This is a genomic window from Williamsia maris, from assembly GCF_024171815.1.
GTDB classification, from domain to species: Bacteria; Actinomycetota; Actinomycetes; order Mycobacteriales; family Mycobacteriaceae; genus Williamsia_A; species Williamsia_A maris.
This window is the reverse complement of record NZ_JAMTCJ010000004.1, coordinates 814,801-833,690: the sequence shown is the minus strand read 5'-3', so window position 1 is coordinate 833,690 and position 18,890 is coordinate 814,801. Positions and strand designations below refer to the sequence as shown.

At 69.1% G+C, this 18,890-nt stretch carries 17 protein-coding genes; 11 read left to right on the top strand and 6 right to left on the bottom strand.

Going from position 1 to position 18,890, the window contains the following annotated elements; all coding sequences use genetic code 11:
* Nucleotides 1-8: 8 nt before the first annotated feature.
* From LX13_RS22545 to proB, 10 genes are all read left to right on the top strand, one after another.
* Nucleotides 9-2,672 (top strand): valine--tRNA ligase, encoded by a 2,664-nt coding sequence (locus LX13_RS22545; RefSeq protein WP_253663511.1) that lies wholly within the window; start codon nt 9-11, stop codon nt 2,670-2,672.
* On the top strand, nt 2,669-4,096 hold the full coding sequence (gene folC / locus LX13_RS22540; protein ID WP_253663510.1) for a bifunctional tetrahydrofolate synthase/dihydrofolate synthase: 1,428 nt from the start codon (nt 2,669-2,671) through the stop codon (nt 4,094-4,096). Before LX13_RS22545 ends, folC begins: the two co-directional genes overlap by 4 nt.
* A gap of 110 nt (nt 4,097-4,206) precedes the next feature.
* Nucleotides 4,207-4,563: a DUF4233 domain-containing protein gene (locus LX13_RS22535; RefSeq protein ID WP_253663668.1), complete on the top strand. Its 357-nt coding sequence runs from the start codon at nt 4,207-4,209 to the stop codon at nt 4,561-4,563.
* Nucleotides 4,564-4,703: 140 nt separating this feature from the next.
* Entirely contained in the window at nt 4,704-5,120 is a 417-nt protein-coding gene (locus LX13_RS22530; RefSeq protein ID WP_253663509.1) for a hypothetical protein, read from the top strand.
* 42 nt (nt 5,121-5,162) lie between these two features.
* Entirely contained in the window at nt 5,163-5,576 is a 414-nt protein-coding gene (gene ndk, locus LX13_RS22525; RefSeq protein ID WP_188492068.1) for a nucleoside-diphosphate kinase, read from the top strand.
* A 457-nt stretch (nt 5,577-6,033) separates the two neighbouring features.
* Complete coding sequence (locus LX13_RS22520; RefSeq protein ID WP_253663508.1) at nt 6,034-9,408, top strand: translation initiation factor IF-2 N-terminal domain-containing protein; 3,375 nt, start codon at nt 6,034-6,036, stop codon at nt 9,406-9,408.
* A gap of 259 nt (nt 9,409-9,667) precedes the next feature.
* Nucleotides 9,668-9,979, top strand: coding sequence for a 50S ribosomal protein L21 (gene rplU / locus LX13_RS22515; RefSeq protein WP_253663507.1), 312 nt, complete (start codon nt 9,668-9,670; stop codon nt 9,977-9,979).
* Nucleotides 9,980-10,004: 25 nt separating this feature from the next.
* A complete protein-coding gene (gene rpmA / locus LX13_RS22510) occupies nt 10,005-10,271 on the top strand; it encodes a 50S ribosomal protein L27 (RefSeq protein ID WP_253663506.1) in 267 nt (88 codons plus the stop codon).
* Nucleotides 10,272-10,433: 162 nt separating this feature from the next.
* Complete coding sequence (gene obgE, locus LX13_RS22505) at nt 10,434-11,975, top strand: GTPase ObgE (protein WP_253663505.1); 1,542 nt, start codon at nt 10,434-10,436, stop codon at nt 11,973-11,975.
* Complete coding sequence (gene proB, locus LX13_RS22500) at nt 11,965-13,095, top strand: glutamate 5-kinase (RefSeq protein ID WP_253663504.1); 1,131 nt, start codon at nt 11,965-11,967, stop codon at nt 13,093-13,095. The genes obgE and proB overlap by 11 nt, the downstream gene beginning before the upstream one ends.
* Before the next feature lie 27 nt (nt 13,096-13,122).
* Here the strand turns inward: proB and LX13_RS22495 are convergent, their stop codons facing one another.
* Nucleotides 13,123-14,004 (bottom strand): Sir2 family NAD-dependent protein deacetylase, encoded by an 882-nt coding sequence (locus LX13_RS22495; protein ID WP_253663503.1) that lies wholly within the window; start codon nt 14,002-14,004, stop codon nt 13,123-13,125.
* A gap of 79 nt (nt 14,005-14,083) precedes the next feature.
* Nucleotides 14,084-14,632: a TetR/AcrR family transcriptional regulator gene (locus LX13_RS22490; RefSeq protein ID WP_253663502.1), complete on the bottom strand. Its 549-nt coding sequence runs from the start codon at nt 14,630-14,632 to the stop codon at nt 14,084-14,086.
* A gap of 100 nt (nt 14,633-14,732) precedes the next feature.
* Between LX13_RS22490 and LX13_RS22485 the strand changes: the two genes are divergently transcribed.
* Nucleotides 14,733-15,485, top strand: a complete 753-nt coding sequence (locus LX13_RS22485) for an SDR family oxidoreductase (protein ID WP_253663501.1) — start codon at nt 14,733-14,735, stop codon at nt 15,483-15,485.
* Between the two features lie 27 nt (nt 15,486-15,512).
* Here LX13_RS22485 and LX13_RS22480 read toward each other — a convergent pair whose 3' ends face one another.
* From LX13_RS22480 to ectA, 4 genes are all read right to left on the bottom strand, one after another.
* Nucleotides 15,513-16,439, bottom strand: coding sequence for a D-isomer specific 2-hydroxyacid dehydrogenase family protein (locus LX13_RS22480; protein WP_253663500.1), 927 nt, complete (start codon nt 16,437-16,439; stop codon nt 15,513-15,515).
* Nucleotides 16,440-16,447: 8 nt separating this feature from the next.
* Complete coding sequence (locus LX13_RS22475) at nt 16,448-16,846, bottom strand: ectoine synthase (protein ID WP_253663499.1); 399 nt, start codon at nt 16,844-16,846, stop codon at nt 16,448-16,450.
* A 46-nt stretch (nt 16,847-16,892) separates the two neighbouring features.
* On the bottom strand, nt 16,893-18,146 hold the full coding sequence (ectB, locus tag LX13_RS22470; RefSeq protein ID WP_253663498.1) for a diaminobutyrate--2-oxoglutarate transaminase: 1,254 nt from the start codon (nt 18,144-18,146) through the stop codon (nt 16,893-16,895).
* A 130-nt stretch (nt 18,147-18,276) separates the two neighbouring features.
* Nucleotides 18,277-18,795: a diaminobutyrate acetyltransferase gene (gene ectA, locus LX13_RS22465; protein WP_253663497.1), complete on the bottom strand. Its 519-nt coding sequence runs from the start codon at nt 18,793-18,795 to the stop codon at nt 18,277-18,279.
* Nucleotides 18,796-18,890: the final 95 nt, after the last annotated feature.

Below are 18,890 nucleotides of genomic sequence, written 5' to 3'. Positions count from 1 at the left end.
ATCGAACGGTGACCGAACTCCCAGCACCTGCCGTCTCGCTGCCCAAGTCCTGGGAACCCGCCGCCCACGAGTCCGCGCTCTATCAGCGCTGGATCGACGGCGGGTACTTCACCGCCGATGCGGGCAGCGACAAGCCGCCGTTCTCCATCGTCATCCCGCCGCCCAACGTCAACGGGTCGTTGCACATGGGCCACGCGTTCGAACACGTCCTGATGGACACGCTCTCCCGCCGCCGCCGGATGCAGGGCTACGAGGTGCTGTGGTTGCCCGGTATGGACCACGCCGCCATCGCCATGCAGGCGATGGTCGAGAAGCGTCTCGCCGCGCAGGGCATCTCCCGCGACTCCCTGGGCCGCGAGGCGTTCATCGACAAGGTGTGGGAGGCCAAGGCCGAGATCAGCGGCGACATCGGCGGCCAGATGCGCCGACTCGGTGACAGCGTCGACTGGTCCCGTGAACGTTTCACCATGGACGAGGGGCTGTCCCGCGCCGTGCACACCGTGTTCAAGCGGATGTTCGACGACGGCCTGATCTACCGCGCCGAGCGGCTCGTCAACTGGTCGCCGACCCTGCAGACGGCGATCAGCGACATCGAGGTGTCCTACGACGACGTCGAGGGTGAGCTCGTCAGCTTCCGGTACGGGTCGACCGACGACGCCGAGCCGCACGTCGTCGTGGCCACCACGCGACTGGAGACGATGTTGGGCGACACCGCGATCGCGGTGCACCCCGACGACGAGCGCTATGCCCACCTGGTGGGCACCGTGCTCCCGCACCCGTTCCTGGAGCGGTCGATCCCGGTCGTCGCCGACGACTACGTCGATCCCGAGTTCGGGACCGGTGCGGTCAAGATCACCCCGGCACACGACCCCAACGACTTCGCGCTCGGTCAGCGGCACGGGTTGGCGATGCCCACGATCATGGACGCCTCCGCCCACATCTGCGACACCGGAACGCAGTTCGACGGACTCGACCGGTTCGCCGCCCGCGTCGCGGTGCGGGAGGCGCTCGCCGAGCAGGGCCGCATCGTGAAAGAGGTGCGCCCGTACCTGCACAGCGTCGGGCACTCCGAGCGCAGCGGCGAGGCGATCGAGCCGCGGCTGAGCATGCAGTGGTGGGTGCGCGTCGAGACGCTGGCGAAATCGGCCGGCGACGCGGTCCGCAACGGCGACACCGTGATCCACCCGGCGTCGATGGAGCCGCGCTGGTTCGGGTGGGTCGACGACATGCACGACTGGTGCATCTCGCGTCAGCTGTGGTGGGGGCACCGCATCCCCATCTTCTACGGCCCCGACGGCGACGTCGTCTGCGTCGGACCGGGGGAGGAGCCGCCGGCCGGGTACGAGCAGGACCCCGACGTCCTCGACACCTGGTTCTCGTCGGGTCTGTGGCCGTTCTCCACGATGGGATGGCCGGACGAGACCGCCGATCTGGCCAAGTTCTATCCGACCAGCGTCCTGGTCACCGGCTACGACATCCTGTTCTTCTGGGTGGCCCGGATGATGATGTTCGGCACCTACGTCGGCGCCACCATGGGCGACGACGCGAAGGTCCCGTTCCGGGATCTGTTCCTGCACGGTCTGGTTCGTGACGAGCACGGCAAGAAGATGTCGAAGTCGAAGGGCAACGGCATCGACCCGCTGGACTGGGTCGACCGGTTCGGCGCCGACGCCCTGCGATTCACCCTCGCGCGCGGCGCGACCCCCGGCGGCGACCTGTCCGTCGGTGACGACCACGCCGAGGCGTCGCGCAACTTCGCCACCAAGATGTTCAACGCCACCAAGTTCGCGCTGATGAACGGTGCGCGACTCGGCGAGTTGCCGGACCGCTCCGACCTGACCGACGCCGACCGATGGATCCTCGGCCGTCTCGACGAGGTGCTCGCCGAGGCCGACGCCGGGTTCGAGTCCTACGAGTTCGCCAAGGCGTGTGAGGCGCTCTACCACTTCGCGCGGGACGAATTCTGCGACTGGTACGTCGAATTGGCGAAGGTGCAGGTCTACGCGGGCGCCGACGGCGTCGTCGACACCGACCGCGCAGAGTCCACGGCGATCGTGCTCGGCACCGTCCTCGACTCGATCCTGCGGATGTTGCACCCGGTCATGCCGTTCGTCACCGAGGTCCTCTGGACCACGCTGACGGGGGAGGAGACCCTGGTCACCGCGTCGTGGCCGACCGCCATCGGTGACACGGCCGATGCGCAGGCGGCCCAACGCATCTCCGACACCCAGCGACTCGTCACCGAGGTCCGGCGGTTCCGCGGCGACCAGGGCATCGCCGACAACAAGCGGGTGCCCACCCGCCTCGACGGGATCGACGCCGCCGGCCTGGGGTCGGTGCGGCCCTATGTCGACTCCCTGGCCAAGCTGTCGGCCGCCGGCGACGATTTCTCGGCGACCGCGACCATCGACGTCCGGTTGAGCTCGGCGACCATCCGGGTCGAGCTCGACACCTCCGAGTCGATCGACGTCGATGCCGAGAAGCGCCGTCTGGCCAAGGATCTCGCCGCGGCCGAGAAGGAGCTGGCGCAGACGACCGGCAAGCTCGGCAACAGCCAGTTCCTCGCCAAGGCGCCGGAGCCGGTCGTGGAGAAGATCAAGAACCGTCAGCGCATCGCCACCGAGGAGGTCGAGCGCATCCGCGCGAAGCTCGACGAGCTGGGTGGGGCGTGAGCACCCCGCAGAACGCCACCGGCATCCCGACCGCCGACGACCTCGCCGAGTTCGCCGAGGTCGAGGCCGAGCTCGACGACCGCTGGCCGGAGACGAAGATCGAGCCGTCCCTGACCCGGATGGTCGCGCTGATGGATGTCCTCGGCTCGCCGCAGAAGGGGTACGCGTCGATCCACATCGCCGGCACCAACGGCAAGACGTCGGTGACCCGGATGATCGACTCGCTGCTCACCGCGCTGCACCGTCGGACCGGTCGGATCACCAGCCCGCACCTGCAGCTCGCGACCGAGCGCATCTCGGTAGACGGTGTGCCGATCTCGCCGCGGCTCTACGTCGACACCTACCGCGAACTCGAACCGTTCATCACCATGGTCGACGACTCGTCGATCGCCCAGGGCGGTCCGCGGATGAGCAAGTTCGAGGTGCTCACCGCGATGGCCTACGCGGTGTTCGCCGAGGCGCCGGTCGATGTCGCCGTCGTCGAGACCGGACTGGGCGGCACCTGGGACGCCACCAACGTCATCGAGCCGTCGGTCGCGGTCATCACGCCGATCGCCATGGACCACGCGGACTACCTCGGCGACACACTCACGGCCATCGCGGGGGAGAAGGCGGGCATCATCAAGTCCGCCGACGCCGACGACGTGGTGCCCGTCGACCCCGTCACGGTCCTGGCCGCCCAGGACCCCGAGGCCGCGAGCGTGTTGATGGCCCGTGTCGCCGAGGCCCAGACGCTCGTCGCGCGGCAGGACTCGGAGTTCCGGGTGCTCGAGCGGCGCACCGCAGTCGGAGGACAGCTGCTGGAACTGCAGGGGCTCGGCGGGGTCTACTCCGAGATCTTCCTGCCGGTGCACGGAGGCCATCAGGCGAACAACGCGGTGCTCGCGCTCGCGGCCGTCGAGGCCTTCTTCGGCGCCGGAGCCGACCGGCAGCTCGACATCGACGCGGTCCGCGCCGGATTCGCCGCCGTCACGACCCCCGGGCGGCTCGAGCGTGTCCGCACCGCACCGTCGGTGTTCCTGGACGCGGCCCACAACCCCCACGGGGCGGCGGCACTGGCCCGCAGCCTGGTCGAGGAGTTCGACTTCCGCCGCCTCATCGCGGTCGTCGGTGTCATGCGGGACAAGGACGCGGTCGGATTGCTGACGGCCCTGGAACCGGTGGTCGACTCGGTCGTGCTCACCAACAACGGCTCGCCGCGGGCGATGGACACGACCGACCTCGCCGACCTGGCCCTGCCGATCTTCGGGGAGGACCGCGTCGAGGTGCGACCGTTCCTGCCCGAGGCGGTCGAGGCCGCGGTGGCCGCAGCCGAGGAGACCGGCGACGAGCTGGATCAGATGTCCGGCGCAGGCGTGGTGATCACCGGCTCGGTGGTGACCGCGGGTGCGGCCCGCACGTTGTTCGGAAAGGACCCCTCATGACGCCCGATGCCGGGAGCGAGACGAGTGGGCCGGAGGACATCCGAGCAGACGCGGGCGGAGGTCGTTTCACGCCGCCGGTGAACGATCCCTGGAAGGGTCTGCGCGGGATCATGGCCGGCACGCTGATCCTCGAGTTCATCGTCGTGCTGCTGGCCCTGCCCATCGTGGCCCGGGTCGGTGGTGGCCTGACGTGGGTGTCGGGTGTCTACCTGGTCGTGCTCGCGCTGCTGATGGTCCTGGGCGCAGGCGTGCAGGGACGTCCGTGGGCTCTGCAGTTCGATCTCGCGCTGCAGGTCCTGCTCATCATCGGTGTGGTGTTCCACTGGTCGATCGCCGCGGTCGGCATCGTGTTCGGGTTGGTCTGGCTGTACATCGCCTACATCAAGCGCGACGTCCGCCTCCGGATCGAGCGGGGACTGTTGCCAGGTCAGGAGCCGGTCACCGGCACCGGGACCGATCCGTCCTGACCCCCGGCCGACGTCCGTGTCCGATTCGTTACCGTCGTGCCCGCAATTCGGGATGACGTGAGCGCGACCGGCTGACACCATGCGAGGGTCGTCCGCGGGCGCCCGCCCGCGATCTCCTCCGTCGAAAGGCCCATCACCTCATGCGTCGTCTCAGCACCCGTTCGTCCGTGGCCGTGATCTCGTGCGCTCTCGCGGCGGGCATTTCGACGATGGGCGTGGGCGCTGCGTCCGCGGTCGAACCCGACACCGGTGCGGTCGAGGTGCTGCCCGCGGGTGAGCCGGTGCCGGTCTCGCCGTCGGAGTTCGGGTACGTCGCGACGCATGACCTGACGGTGCGCGCCTCGAGGATCGACCTCGCCGAGTTCGTCGCGTCGATCCCGGTGCCGAACCAGTACCGCGCCGCGAACCTCGCGTTGGCCGCTCGCTTCGACGCGACCGTCGCCGAGGCGCTGAAGTCCCCGGGAGGGTGCGTGCAGGTCGTCGTCGACCCCCGCGCGACCTCGGGGAATCTGTTCAACTACGGCTTCTTCGCCATCGAGGGCAAGTACTGCGACTGAGCCGTCCGTGGTTCGCCGACGGGGCATGGCTACGCTGTCGTCGTGACCGAACGCACCCTGATCCTGATCAAGCCCGACGGCGTAGCCCGGGCAGTGGTCGGCGAGATCATCAGCCGAATCGAACGCAAGGGCCTGTCCTTGGTGGCCCTCGAACTGCGGACCGCGAGCGACGACGTCGCGCGCGGCCACTACGCCGAACACGAGGACAAGCCGTTCTTCGGATCGCTGTTGGAGTTCATCACCTCCGGGCCCCTGGTGGCCGCGGTCGTCGAGGGCCCGCGCGCGATCGCCGCGTTCCGGCAACTCGCCGGCGGTACCGACCCGGTCGAGAAGGCCGTCCCCGGCACGATCCGGGGAGACCTCGCGCTGAACACCCAGAACAACCTGGTGCACGGATCCGACTCGCCCGAGTCGGCCGAGCGCGAGATCGCACTCTGGTTCCCCGGCCTGTCCTGACCCACCTCGTCCATCGGTGCACCCGACCCGGGAACGACCGGGTCGTACGCGCCTCCGGCCCGTCCCGTGCGCTCGCGCACAGGGCGGGCCGAGTTCGTGGACGGAAGCCGAACCGCGGGTGAACCGCAGTGGTGCGCCGTCTCGAGACACCCGTGTGGGATACTGCAAGGGTCGTTGCCGACGCCGTCGGTGATGACACCCGATGACCCACCGATTTCCCTCGGTCCCCGCTTGGCGTTGATCACAACAACGCGATGTGTCGATCACAACGACGCACGCGCGGTGTGGACCGCTCGGACTCCGGTGATGCCATCAGCCCAATGCGTTGCGCGACCACGGCACAACCGCTGTTCGCCGACGCGAGACCATACAAACTCGGACCGCTCGCGGTCCGACACACAGCACAGCCCTCGTGAGGCCGCGTCGAGACGATGCGCCCGGGGGCCGAGGAGAACACGTGGCCGACAATGGCTCGTCCGAAGACTTGAACAGCACCGACTCGAACGCCGATTCCCCGGCGCAGGAGTTCCCCCACAAGCTGAGGGTGCACGCCCTCGCACGGATACTCGGCATCCCGAGCCGCGAGGTGCTCGTGCACCTCGCCGACCTCGGCATCGTGGCCCGCAGCCCCCAGTCGAGCATCGACCGCAGCGCCGCGGTGCAGGTCCGCGACCGCATCGCCGAGCCGGCCGGCGCCGACAGCGAGACCACGCCGACCACCCCGGATGCCCCCGCACCGGTCGAGACACCCGCCGCGTCGGCTCCCGTCGAATCGGCCCACGTCGAGTCGGCACAGCGCGACCTGTCGTCCGAGTCGACGACGCCGTCGTTGTTCTCCGCGGTCGAGGCCGTCGAACCCACCACCAAGGCAGACGCGGGCGAGTCCTCACAGGGGCCGCTGTTCCTGCAGCCGCAGACCCCGGAGCCCGGCACCCGCCGTCGCGCACAGCGCGCCGAGAAGCCCGCCCCGACCGCCGACGACGCCACCCCGTCCGGCGAGGGCGCCACCGCGACCCGATCCGAGTCCCCGGCGCCGACCGTCGACGACTCGAACGACAGTGGCGGCGACAACGACAACGACAGCGGCGGCGACAACGACGGTGACGGATCCGGTACCGGCTCCCGCCGTCGGCGCCGTGGACGTCGCGGCCGCGGCCGTGGCCGTGGCGACCAGATCGCCGGCGAGCAGAACTCCGATGTCGACGACTCGTCGGACGAGGACTCCACCGGCTCGTCCGACGACTCCGGCGCCGACAGCACCGCCACCGGCGCCGACGAGTCCGCGTCCGACGACGCCCAGCAGTCCGACGCGACCACCACCGAGCCCCGCTCGGGTCGCCGCGGTGGCGGTCGTCGCGGATCGGGTGCGAAGAACGCCGACGCGACCACGGGCAACGCCGACGACAACGCAGGCGAGAAGTCCGACGATCAGAAGTCCGGCCAGAACACCTCCGCCGGGGACAAGTCCGACGGGAAATCGTCCGACGGGGACGACGCGTCGACGAAGGACGCCGGGTCCGACGACGCCGACTCCCGCGATGACGACTCCGACGATTCCGGTGACGACGACTCGTCGGCGAACAACCGTCGCCGTCGCCGTCGTCGCCGTCGCAAGGGTGGCGCCGATGGTGACGACCAGCCGAGCGACGATCCGCCGAACACCGTCGTCCACGAGCGCGAGCCGCGGGCCAAGTCGCGGTCGTCCTCGTCGTCCTCCTCGCGTGATCGCGACGAGGTGCAGGGCATCTCCGGATCCACCCGTCTCGAGGCGAAGCGTCAGCGTCGTCGTGACGGTCGCGACGCCGGGCGGCGTCGACCGCCGATCCTCACCGAGTCCGAGTTCCTGGCCCGTCGCGAGGCCGTCGACCGGGTGATGGTGGTCCGGGAGCGCTCGGCCAACGTCGGCCTGTCCGACGACTCCGACCAGACGACCGCACCGACCGAGGACTACACGCAGGTCGCTGTCCTCGAGGACGGCGTGCTCGTCGAACACTTCGTCACCACCTCGACCTCGTCGTCGATGGTCGGCAACATCTTCCTCGGCCGCGTGCAGAACGTCCTGCCGGGCATGGAGGCGGCCTTCGTCGACATCGGTCGGGGACGCAACGGCGTGCTCTACGCCGGTGAGGTCAACTGGGACGCGGCCGGACTCGACGGCGGCAGCCGCAAGATCGAGCAGGCGCTGCGCCCCGGCGACCCGGTCGTGGTGCAGGTCAGCAAGGATCCCGTCGGGCACAAGGGTGCGCGACTGACGACCCAGATCTCCCTCGCCGGCCGCTACCTCGTGTACGTACCCGGCGGTTCGTCGACCGGTATCAGCCGCAAGCTGCCCGACGTCGAGCGCAAACGGCTCAAGCAGATCCTGTCGAAGTTGGTCCCGGCCGAGGCCGGCGTGATCATCCGGACGGCATCCGAGGGCGTCAGCGCCGAGGAACTGTCCGCCGACATCGATCGGCTCAAGGCCCAGTGGGCCCAGATCGAAGAGGCGACCGCGGGAGCAGGCAAGGCCAAGGGTGCCTCGCCGCAGGCGCTCTACGAGGAGCCCGACCTGCTCGTGAAGGTCGTCCGCGACCTGTTCAACGAGGATTTCAAGAAGCTCGTCGTCGACGGCGACTCCGCCTGGGACCACGTGCAGGGCTACGTCGAATCGGTCGCCCCCGACCTCGCCGACCGTCTCGTGAAGTTCACCAAGTCGCACGCGGACTCGCCGGACGCGTTCGTCGTGCACCGCATCGACGAGCAGCTCGCCAAGGCCCTCGAGCGCAAGGTGTGGCTGCCCTCGGGCGGAACACTGATCATCGAGCACACCGAGGCGATGACGGTGGTCGACGTCAACACCGGGAAGTTCACCGGCTCCGGCGGCAACCTGGAGGAGACGGTCACCCGCAACAACCTCGAGGCCGCCGAGGAGATCGTCCGGCAGATGCGCCTTCGGGACATCGGCGGGATGATCATCGTCGACTTCATCGACATGGTGCTCGAATCCAACCGCGACCTCGTGCTGCGGCGTCTGACCGAGGCCCTCTCGCGGGACCGCACCCGGCACCAGGTGTCCGAGGTGACGTCCCTCGGACTGGTCCAGATGACGCGCAAGCGGTTGGGAACCGGTCTGCTGGAGGCGTTCTCGTCGACCTGCACCTGCTGCTCCGGCCGCGGCATCATCGTCCACGCCAACCCGGTCGAGGTGACCGGCGGCGGTGACGACGCACCGCGCCAGGAGAGTTCCAAGCGCTCCCGCCGGGGCGGTAAGAAGAAGGCGGACGCACCGGCCGAGGCCAAACCCGCGCACAACCCGTCCGAACACCCCATGTTCCGCGCGATGGCCTCGCACCCCGAGGGCGAGGAGCCGTCGGGAGAGAACACCGAGGATTCCGCGAGCACCGACACCGCTCCTCGTTCCGAGGGGGACCCGACCGCGCCCGACCGTGACAGCGATCCGGTGGAGGTCGCCACCGAGGCGGTCGCCGCCGTCGTCGACACACCGGACGCTTCCGCCGAGGTCGTCGCCGAGCCGGCCGCGCCGGTCGCCGAGCCTGTCGTCGTGACACCGCCTGTCGAGACCCCGCCCGTCGAGACGGCAGTCGACGAGCCCGAACCGCCGCGCAAGCGTCGTCGTGCGGCGCGTCGGCCGGCCGCGGCACCGGTGGCGGCCGCCGAACCCGTCTCGGGCACCGTCGAGTCACTCAGCGTCGCCGCCGTCGTTCCCGCCGACACCGCCCCGGTCACCACCGTGGGTGCCGCGGCAGCGGTCGACGAACCGGTGGTGGCGGCGAAACGACGCCCCCGTCGGCGAGCGGCCGGGCGACCGGCCGGTCCGCCCCAGGAGGACTGAGGTCCGCGGTGGGCGTTCCACGGCGCTGACCTCGGTTTGACCCGGCGAGTGACACTCCCGTAACCTCGGTTAGTCGCCTTCAGGCGAGCAAGGTAGCGCTGTGTCCGAAACCAGCGCGTCGCGTCCCTCCACCGGAGACGACGCCCTCGTTCACCGCAGGCAGGTCGGACTCCCACGAGACCGACGTGAACACGACGTAAGACGGCCCCGCACACCCTGCGGGCGCACAGGACAACAGACAGTAAGAGGTAGTGCTCCGATGGCAACGTACGCGATCGTCAAGACCGGCGGTAAGCAGTACAAGGTCGCTGAAGGCGACCTGGTGAAGGTCGAGAAGATCGACAGCGCTGTGGGTGCCACGGTGTCGCTGCCGGTCACGCTGGTCGTCGACGGCTCGACGCTGACCACCGACTCCGATGCGCTGGCCAAGGCCGCCGTCACCGGTGAGGTCGTCGAGCACGTCAAGGGCCCGAAGATCCGCATCCACAAGTTCAAGAACAAGACCGGGTACCACAAGCGCCAGGGCCACCGTCAGAAGCTGACGGTGCTCAAGGTCACCGGAATCAAGTAACGCGACGTCGAGAAGGAGTTAAGACATGGCACACAAGAAGGGTGCATCCAGCTCGCGCAACGGTCGCGACTCGAACGCACAACGACTCGGCGTCAAGCGATTCGGTGGCCAGGTGGTCAGCGCAGGTGAGATCCTGGTCCGTCAGCGCGGAACCCACTTCCACCCGGGCGTGAACGTCGGACGCGGTGGCGATGACACCCTGTTCGCCCTGTCCGCGGGCGCGGTGGAGTTCGGCCAGAAGCGTGGACGCAAGACGATCAACATCGTCGTCGCCGACACCGCATCGGTCTGACGCACGACGCCTCGATTTCTCGAGAGCTCCGCGAGGGGCGGGCCAGGGTCTTTCGACACCCGGCCCGCCCCTCGTCTCGTTCCACCTGAACACCGTCTCGTTCCACACCACCGGGCCCGCCGCACCTGACGAGCCCATCACATCACCGAGAAAGGCTGGGAAATGTCGAGATTCGTCGACCGCGTGACCATTCACGCTACGGCGGGCAACGGCGGTCACGGCTGCTCGTCGGTGCATCGTGAGAAGTTCAAACCGCTCGGCGGACCCGACGGCGGCAACGGGGGCAACGGCGGCAGCGTCACCCTCGTGGTCGACCCGCAGGTGCACACGCTGCTCGACTTCCACTTCCGACCGCACGCCAGTGCCCAGAACGGCCGACCGGGCGCGGGTTCCAACCGCGACGGCGCCGACGGCGAGGACCTGATCCTGCCGGTGCCCGACGGCACGGTGGTGCTCGACGGCAACGGCAAGATCGTCGCCGACATGGTGGGTGCGGGAACGACGTACGCCGCCGCCGCCGGTGGACGCGGCGGCCTCGGCAACGCCTCGCTGGCCTCGCGTGCCCGCAAAGCGCCCGGCTTCGCCCTCCTCGGTGAGGAAGGCGAGGTCAACGAACTCGTCCTGGAGCTGAAGTCGGTCGCCGACGTCGGTCTGGTCGGCTTCCCGTCCGCGGGCAAGTCCTCTCTGGTCTCGGTGCTCTCGGCGGCCAAGCCGAAGATCGCCGACTACCCGTTCACCACGCTGGTGCCCAACCTCGGTGTGGTCACCGCGGGGTCGGACATCTTCACCATCGCCGACGTGCCGGGCCTGATCCCGGGGGCCTCGGCGGGCAAGGGGCTCGGCCTCGAGTTCCTCCGACACCTCGAACGGTGTGCCGTCCTCGCACACGTCGTCGACTGTGCGACCCTCGATCCCGGTCGGGATCCGTTGTCCGACATCGACGCCCTCGAGGCGGAGCTCGCCGCGTACACGCCTGCACTGTCGTCGGACCACGGTCTGACCGACCTCGCCGACCGTCCCCGCGTGGTCATCCTGAACAAGATCGACGTCCCCGACGCCGCGGATCTGGCCGAACTGGTCACCGCCGAGGTCGCCGAGCGCGGCTGGCCGGTGTTCGCCATCTCGGCGGTCAGCCACGCCGGGCTCACCGAACTGACCTACGCGCTGGCCGAACTCGTACGACGCCACCGCACCGAGAACCCGCCGCCGGTCCCACGCCGCGCGGTCATCCGGCCCAAGGCGGTCGACGAGACGGGTTTCACCGTGGTGCCCGACCCGTCGACACCGGGCGGTTTCATCGTCCGCGGTACGCGACCCGAACGCTGGATCAAGCAGACCCAGTTCGACAACGACGAGGCCGTCGGCTACCTGGCCGACCGGTTGAGCCGCCTGGGCGTCGAGGCCGAACTCACCAAGCAGGGCGCGGTGGCCGGCGCGCCGGTGACGATCGGCGACGTCAGCTTCGACTGGGACCCGCAGGTGCCCAGCGGCGAGGACGTGCCCATCCAGGGACGCGGCAGCGACGTCCGACTCGATCGCCCCGATCGCATCGGTGCCGCCGACCGCAAGGTCGCGCGCAAAGCACGTCGGCACCACGCCGACGACTTCGGTTCCGGGCCGGTTGATCTCGGTGCGGCGGCCTTCGCCGACGCCGGCACGTCGGACGACGGGTTGAGCGACGACCTGCACGACGATGACCGCTGAGCTCAGGTCCTCGGTACGCACCCAGATCGCCGACGCACGCAGCATCGTCGTCAAGATCGGCTCGTCGGCGCTGGTGAGGTCGTCGCCGACCGACATCTCCGACGGTCTCGATCTCGACCGCCTCGATGCGTTGGCCGACGCGCTGGAGTCCCGGATGGCGTCCGGGACCGACGTCATCGTCGTCTCGTCCGGTGCGATCGGCGCGGGCATCGGACCGCTCGGACTCAAGAAGCGACCCACCGACCTGGCCACCAAACAGGCGGCCGCGAGTGTGGGCCAGTTGGCGCTCGCGCACGCCTGGGGCACCTCGTTCGCCCGATACGGGCGCACCGTCGGTCAGGTTCTCCTGACGGCCCATGACATCTCGATGCGCGCCCAGCACGCCAACGCCCAACGGACCCTGGACCGACTCCGCACCCTCGGCGCGGTGGCCGTGGTCAACGAGAACGACACCGTCGCCACCGACGAGATCCGGTTCGGCGACAACGACCGCCTCGCCGCGCTCGTCGCGCACCTGGCCGGCGCCGACGCTCTCGTCCTGCTGTCCGACGTCGCCGGCCTCTACGACGGCGACCCGCGCAAGGGTGACGCCCGGATGATCTCCGAGGTGGCCGGCGCCGCCGACCTCGACGGGGTGATCGCGGGATCCGGTGGGGCACTGGGCACCGGCGGCATGGCGTCGAAGTTGTCGGCCGCCCGCCTGGCCGCCGACGCCGGCGTACCCGTCCTGCTCGCGGCGGCATCCGACGCCGCGGCCGCGCTGGGCGACGCGGGGGTCGGGACGGCGTTCGCCGCCCGGGACGCCCGCATGTCGGCCCGGAACTTCTGGGTCCGCCACGCCGCCGAGACCCGCGGACGCATCGTCGTCGACGACGGCGCCGCGGCCGCGATCGAACGGCGCAAATCCCTGCTCCCGGCCGGTGTGGTCGGGGTCGAGGGCCGCTTCTCCGGTGGCGACGTCGTCGACGTCGTCGGTGCCGACGGTTCCGTGCGGGCGCGCGGGGTCATCGCCTACGAGGCCGCCGAGGTCGCCGAGATGATCGGCCGATCCACCTCCGAGCTCCCGCTGGGTCTGCGTCGCCCGGTCGTCCACGCCGACGACCTGGTCCTCAGCTCCTGATCCGACCCCCCGGGTGCGCGATCGGTCCTATCGGGGCCGCGTCAGTCGGGTGAGGACCTCGGCGCAGCGGTGGTCGATCTTGAGGTCGGCGAGGTCGTCGCCACGGGTGTGTCCCCGGTTCACGACCACGACGGTCTTACCCGTCCGGTGCGCGTGCCGGACGAACCGCAGTCCCGACATCACCGTCAACGACGACCCGAGGACGAGCACGGCGTCCGCGTCGTCGATCATCGAATAGCCAAGCGCCACAGTGGTCTTGGGAACGCTCTCCCCGAAGTAGACGATCGCCGGTTTGAGTGCGCCGCCGCACTCGGGGCAGTCGATCATCGCGAAGTCGCCGGTGTCGGACACCGCGACATCCGCGTCGGGGGCGACCTCGATCGCGCCCCGACTGCGGATCCGTGCGGAGAAGTTGGCGTTGAGCGGTTCCAGGATCGCCGCGAGCCGGTGGCGGGAGATCTGCCAGCCGCAGTCGACGCAGCAGACCCGGCCGTAGCAGCCGTGCAGTTCGAGGACCGGTGCGTTGCCCGCCTTGATGTGCAGCATGTCGACGTTCTGGGTGATGACGCCGGACACCATTCCCTGGCGTTGGAGTTCGGTGATCGCGAGGTGCCCGCGGTTGGGCAGTGCGGCGTCCATGTGGCGCCAGCCGAGGTGGTTGCGAGCCCAGTAGTGCCGCCGGAAATCGGCCGACGACAGGAACATGTCGATGGTCATCGGTGCTCGGGGGACGGCGTTGGGGCTCCGGTAATCGGGGATACCCGAATCCGTGGACATCCCGGCCCCGGTCATCGCCACGACGCGACGCCCGTTCAGCAGCTCGCGGGCCTGCTCGACCCTCGCGTCGAGATCGTCGTCGACCTCGGTGGGTTCACCGGGAACCCAGGCCAACTGACTACGAGTGCGCACCCGTCCAGCGTAGCGAGATCGCCGTCGGTGCGAGGCGAGGGCGACGGCGCGATGCCGACGCCGGGAGGTGGCGGGCCGATCAGCGCGCGGTCCGCAGACCGTCGAGCACGACGGCGAGCAGGTGGCGCGACCGCGACTCCCACTCGTCGTCCTCGAGTCGTGTCAGATAACCGATCAGCAGGATGACATCGCGCGCGTCGACGTCGGGGCGGATGGTGCCGTCGGCGCGACCGGCCGCGAGAAGCGTCGACACGGCGTCGCCGATCGGCCCGATGCTGTGCGCCGACAGGGCACGCCACACGCCCGCCTCTACGGCGGGGAAGACGCCTCGCTTGATCTGTGCGTAGTCGGCGACCCGCTCGAACCAGAGCGCCAGCGCCTCGATCGGCGGGTGCTCGGTCAGCAGCGCAGGGGCGGCCGCGACGAGGACGTCGACGTCACCGCGATAGACCTCGGCGAGCAGGTCCGCACGGGTCGGGAAATGTCGGTAGAGCGTGCCCTGGCCGACGCCGGCGTCCTTGGCGATCGCGTTGAGCCTCACCTCGTCCGACGCCGCGATCGCCGCCCGTGCCGCGGCGACGATGCGTTCGCGGTTCTCGAGCGCGTCGGCGCGGCGCGGCGCGGTCAACAGCCGACCCAGGCGGTTGGGGACTGGTCAAGCGGACACGTGTCCGCTATGGTCGGGGCGTAAGCGGACATGTGTCCACTCTAGACCGGAGGTACGAACAATGGCGGACATCGGCGACAAGGTCGTGGCGATCACGGGCGCGAGCAGCGGAATCGGTGAGGCCACCGCGAGGCTGCTGGCCGCGCGAGGGGCGGCGGTCGTACTCGGCGCACGGCGGACCGAGCGTCTCGACGACATCGCACGGGACATCGTCGACGCAGGCGGTCGCGCGGAGGTGTGCGCGACCGACGTGACCCGACGCGAGGACCTCGAACGACTGGTCGGCGCGGCCGTTCAGCGTTTCGGTCGACTCGACGTCCTGGTGAACAACGCGGGCGTCGCGCGGTTGGGCATGGTCGACGATCTCGACGTCGACGGGTGGTCGGCGATGATCGACGTCAACGTCGGCGGGGTGCTCAACGGGATCGCCGCGGCGGTACCGGTGTTCCGGTCGCAGGGTCACGGTCATCTCGTGACCACCCTGTCCACCTCGGGCCTGAAGATCACCCCGACGCAGGCGGTCTACGCGGGCACCAAGAACGCGGTCCGGACCCTGCTGGAGGGCCTGCGTCAGGAATCGACCGACGGCGTGCTGCGGACGACGTCGATATCGCCGGGGATGGTCCGGACGGAGTTCTCCGACCTCATCGCCGAGTCCTGGACGGACCGGGAGGCGGCGGACGCACTGACGGCGGCCGTCGCGGATCTGGGCATGGAGCCCGAGGCGGTCGCACGGGCGATCGCCTTCGCGATCGAGCAGCCGTCGGACGTGGAGGTCGGCGACATCACCATCCGACCCACCCGGCAGGGGTGACGAGGCGGGACGATCAGGTCGGGGACGTCAGTAGGTGCTGCCCGGGGTGATCGTCGACAGCAGCGGGCGACCGGAGCGGAACCGACGCAGGTTCTCCGCGACCCAGGGTGCGAGCGTCCGGGTGAGTCCCGACGACGGGTTCGCGACGTGCGGGGTGACGATGATCCGCGGCTCGTCCCAGATCGGGTCGTCGGCCGCCGGAGGCTCGGGATCGGTGACATCGAGTGCGGCGCCGGCGATCTGACCGTCACGTACCGCGGTCAGCAGTGCACTCTGGTCGATCAGCGAACCGCGGGCGACGTTGACGATCCAGGCGTGGTCGGGGAGTGCGGCCAGGACCGACGCGTCGATCAGATGGCGGGTCTGCGCGGTCGAGGGCGCCGCGACGACGACGTGATCGCAGCGCGACCACACCTCGTCGATCCGGTCGGCGGGCACGGTCTCCCGGGCGCCGTCGACGGGGCGGCCGGACCGGTTGACCGCGATGACGTCGGCCCCACACGCGGACAGGCGCGGGATCAACGATCGCGCGATGCCGCCTGCACCGACGATCGCCACGGTCGAGCCGTGCAGCGAGCGGATGGAGGTGTCGATGACGTCCTTGTCCCATCGCGACCGCACGGCCGCGGGGATCTGTCGGAGTCCGGCCAGCAGGAGGGCGAGGGCGTGCTCGGCCACGTTGTCGGCGTAGAACCCCGACGCGTTGGTCCAGATCCGACGGTCGTCGATCAGGCCTGCGGCCATGAACTCCTCGATGCCCGCGAGTTTGAGCGCGACCCACTCGATCGAGTCGGGGAGGTCGGCGGGGAAATCGGCGACGCCGCCGGCCCACACCAGGACGCGCGCGTCCGACAGAGCGACGAGCACCCCGCCCGCGGATTCGATCGCCGCGGTGAGGTGCTCGTCGTGTCCCGGCGTCAGGGCGACGGGTGTGCGTTCGTCCTGATCAGCCACGGGGATGATCAGTCGTCGACGGTGACGAGCGGGTAGACGCCGTTCTCGTCGTGCGTCTCGTTGCCGACCACCGGCGGGTTGAACACGCAGTACATGCGCAGTTCGGTCTTCGCGGTCACGGTGTGGCGCTCGTGGCCGTTGAGCAGGTACATCGAGTCGGGTCCCAGCGGGTACTCCTGGCCGGTCTCACGATCGAGGAGCGTGCCCTCGCCGGAGATGAGCCACACGGCCTCGACGTGGTTGGCGTAGTGGAACTCGTTGACGGAGCCGGCCTTGATGACCGTCTCGTGCAGCGAGAAACCCACCTTGTCGCCGCCGAGGATGATGCGCTTGGAACGCCAGTTGCCGTTCTCCGAGACGATGTCGCGATCGGTGTCGGTGATCTCGGTCGTGGTGCGGACGATCATTCTTCGTTCCTCTCGTTGTGGTGACTTCGTGAGGGTGCGGGGTGACTCAGACGACCTGGGCGGTCGCCGCCGCGAGGATGTCGAGGCCCTGCTCGAGCTCGTCGTTCGTGATCGTCAGCGGCGGGAGCAGCTTGACGACCTGGTCGGACGGGCCTGCGGTCTCGGTGAGGAGGTGGTTGTCGAACGCGAGCTGGCAGACCTTGCCCGCCTTGCCCGGCGCGTCGAACACGAGGCCCTGCGCCATGCCGCGGCCGCGGGTGGAGACACCCTCGAACTTCGCGGACAGATCGGCGAACACCTCGTGGATGCGATTGCCCTTGGCGATCGTCTCCTTCTCGAAGGTGTCGTCGGACCAGAAGTGGTCGATGGCGGCCTTGGCCGTGATGAACGACGGGTTGTTGCCGCGGAAGGTGCCGTTGTGCTCGGCCGGCTCCCAGATGTCGAGGTCACGCTTGAACAGCGTGAGCGCCATCGGCAGACCGTAGCCACCGATGGACTTCGACAGGGTGACGATGTCGGGAGTGATGCCCGCGATCTCGAACGAGAAGAACGGTCCGGTACGCCCGCAACCCATCTGGACGTCGTCGACGATGAGCAGGATCTCGTGACGCTTGCACAGGTCGGCGAGACCACGCAGCCACTCGGCGCGCGCAACGTTGACGCCACCCTCGCCCTGGACCGTCTCGACGATGACGCCGGCCGGCTTGTTGAACCCGCTGCCGGAGTCCCCGAGGACCTGTTCGAACCAGCGGAAGTCCTTCATGTCGCCGTCGAAGTAGTCGTCGTAGGGCATCGGGGTGGTGTGCACGAGCGGCACACCGGCACCGGCGCGCTTGAACGCGTTGCCGGTGACCGACAGTGCGCCGAGCGTCATCCCGTGGAATGCGTTGGTGAAGTTGATGATCGCCTCACGACCGGTCACCTTGCGGGCCAGCTTGAGTGCCGCCTCGACGGTGTTGGTGCCGGTGGGGCCGGGGAACATGACCTTGTAGTCGAGGTCTCGCGGCATCAGGATCTTGTCCTGGAACGTCTGCAGGAACTCGCCCTTGGCGATGGTCGACATGTCGAGTCCGTGGGTGATGCCGTCGCCGGCCATGTACTCGAGGAGTGCTTCTTTGAGCACGGGGTGGTTGTGCCCGTAGTTCAGGGCGCCTGCGCCCGCGAAGAAGTCGAGGTACTTGTGGCCGTCACGGTCGGTGAGCCACGAACCGGAGGCGGTGGCGAACACGGCAGGCCATCCGCGGCTGTAGCTGCGGACCTCGGACTCGCGTTCGGTGAAGATGCTGTCGGAAAAAGTCATGGTGAATCCTCGGGTCGAGAGGCGGGAGAGCGGCGTTCTGTGCTCGGTCCCGTGGGAGTGTGCGGTTCGGGTCATGGTCGGCGACGGTGCTCGACGCTGTCCGCACACGGGCTGTGACGTTCCGGAGAGGTCAGGTCCGGGGTGCGATGGTGTAAAGATCCTCGGGCTCGTGCGAGTCCGGGAAGACCTCGGGCGCGAAGTAATCGCGACGGGTGATGGTCATGCCGCGACGCTCGGCGAACCGGGTGAACAGCGCCTGCGACGCGTCGTTGTCGGGGCTGATCGTGGTCTGCATCCGGGAGATCGCATCGCCTTCGACGCGATCCATCAACGAGGACAGCATGCGGCCGGCGAGGCCGAGTCCGCGCTGGTCGGCGTCGACGGCGACCTGCCAGACCATCAGTGTGTCGGGCGCCTGGGGACGGACGTACCCGGTGACGAAACCGACCACCTTCGCATCGACCTCGGCGACGACCGAGGTGCGCGAGTAGTCCTGGCACCACAACACGTAGGAATAGCTCGAATTGAGGTCCAGGACCTCCGAGTCACGGGCGATCTCCCACAGGCGCACGCCGTCGGAGACGTCGGGCGCACGGAAGGTCACCTCGGGTGAAGGGGTCAGGGTCGCACTCATCTGTGTGGGGGTCATGTCATCAATGAAGTTAACAACGGGTCACAGCGATGTCACCCAGCATCAGATATTTGCAGGTAAAAGCGCTACTAACGGCCAGTACAACACGTCTT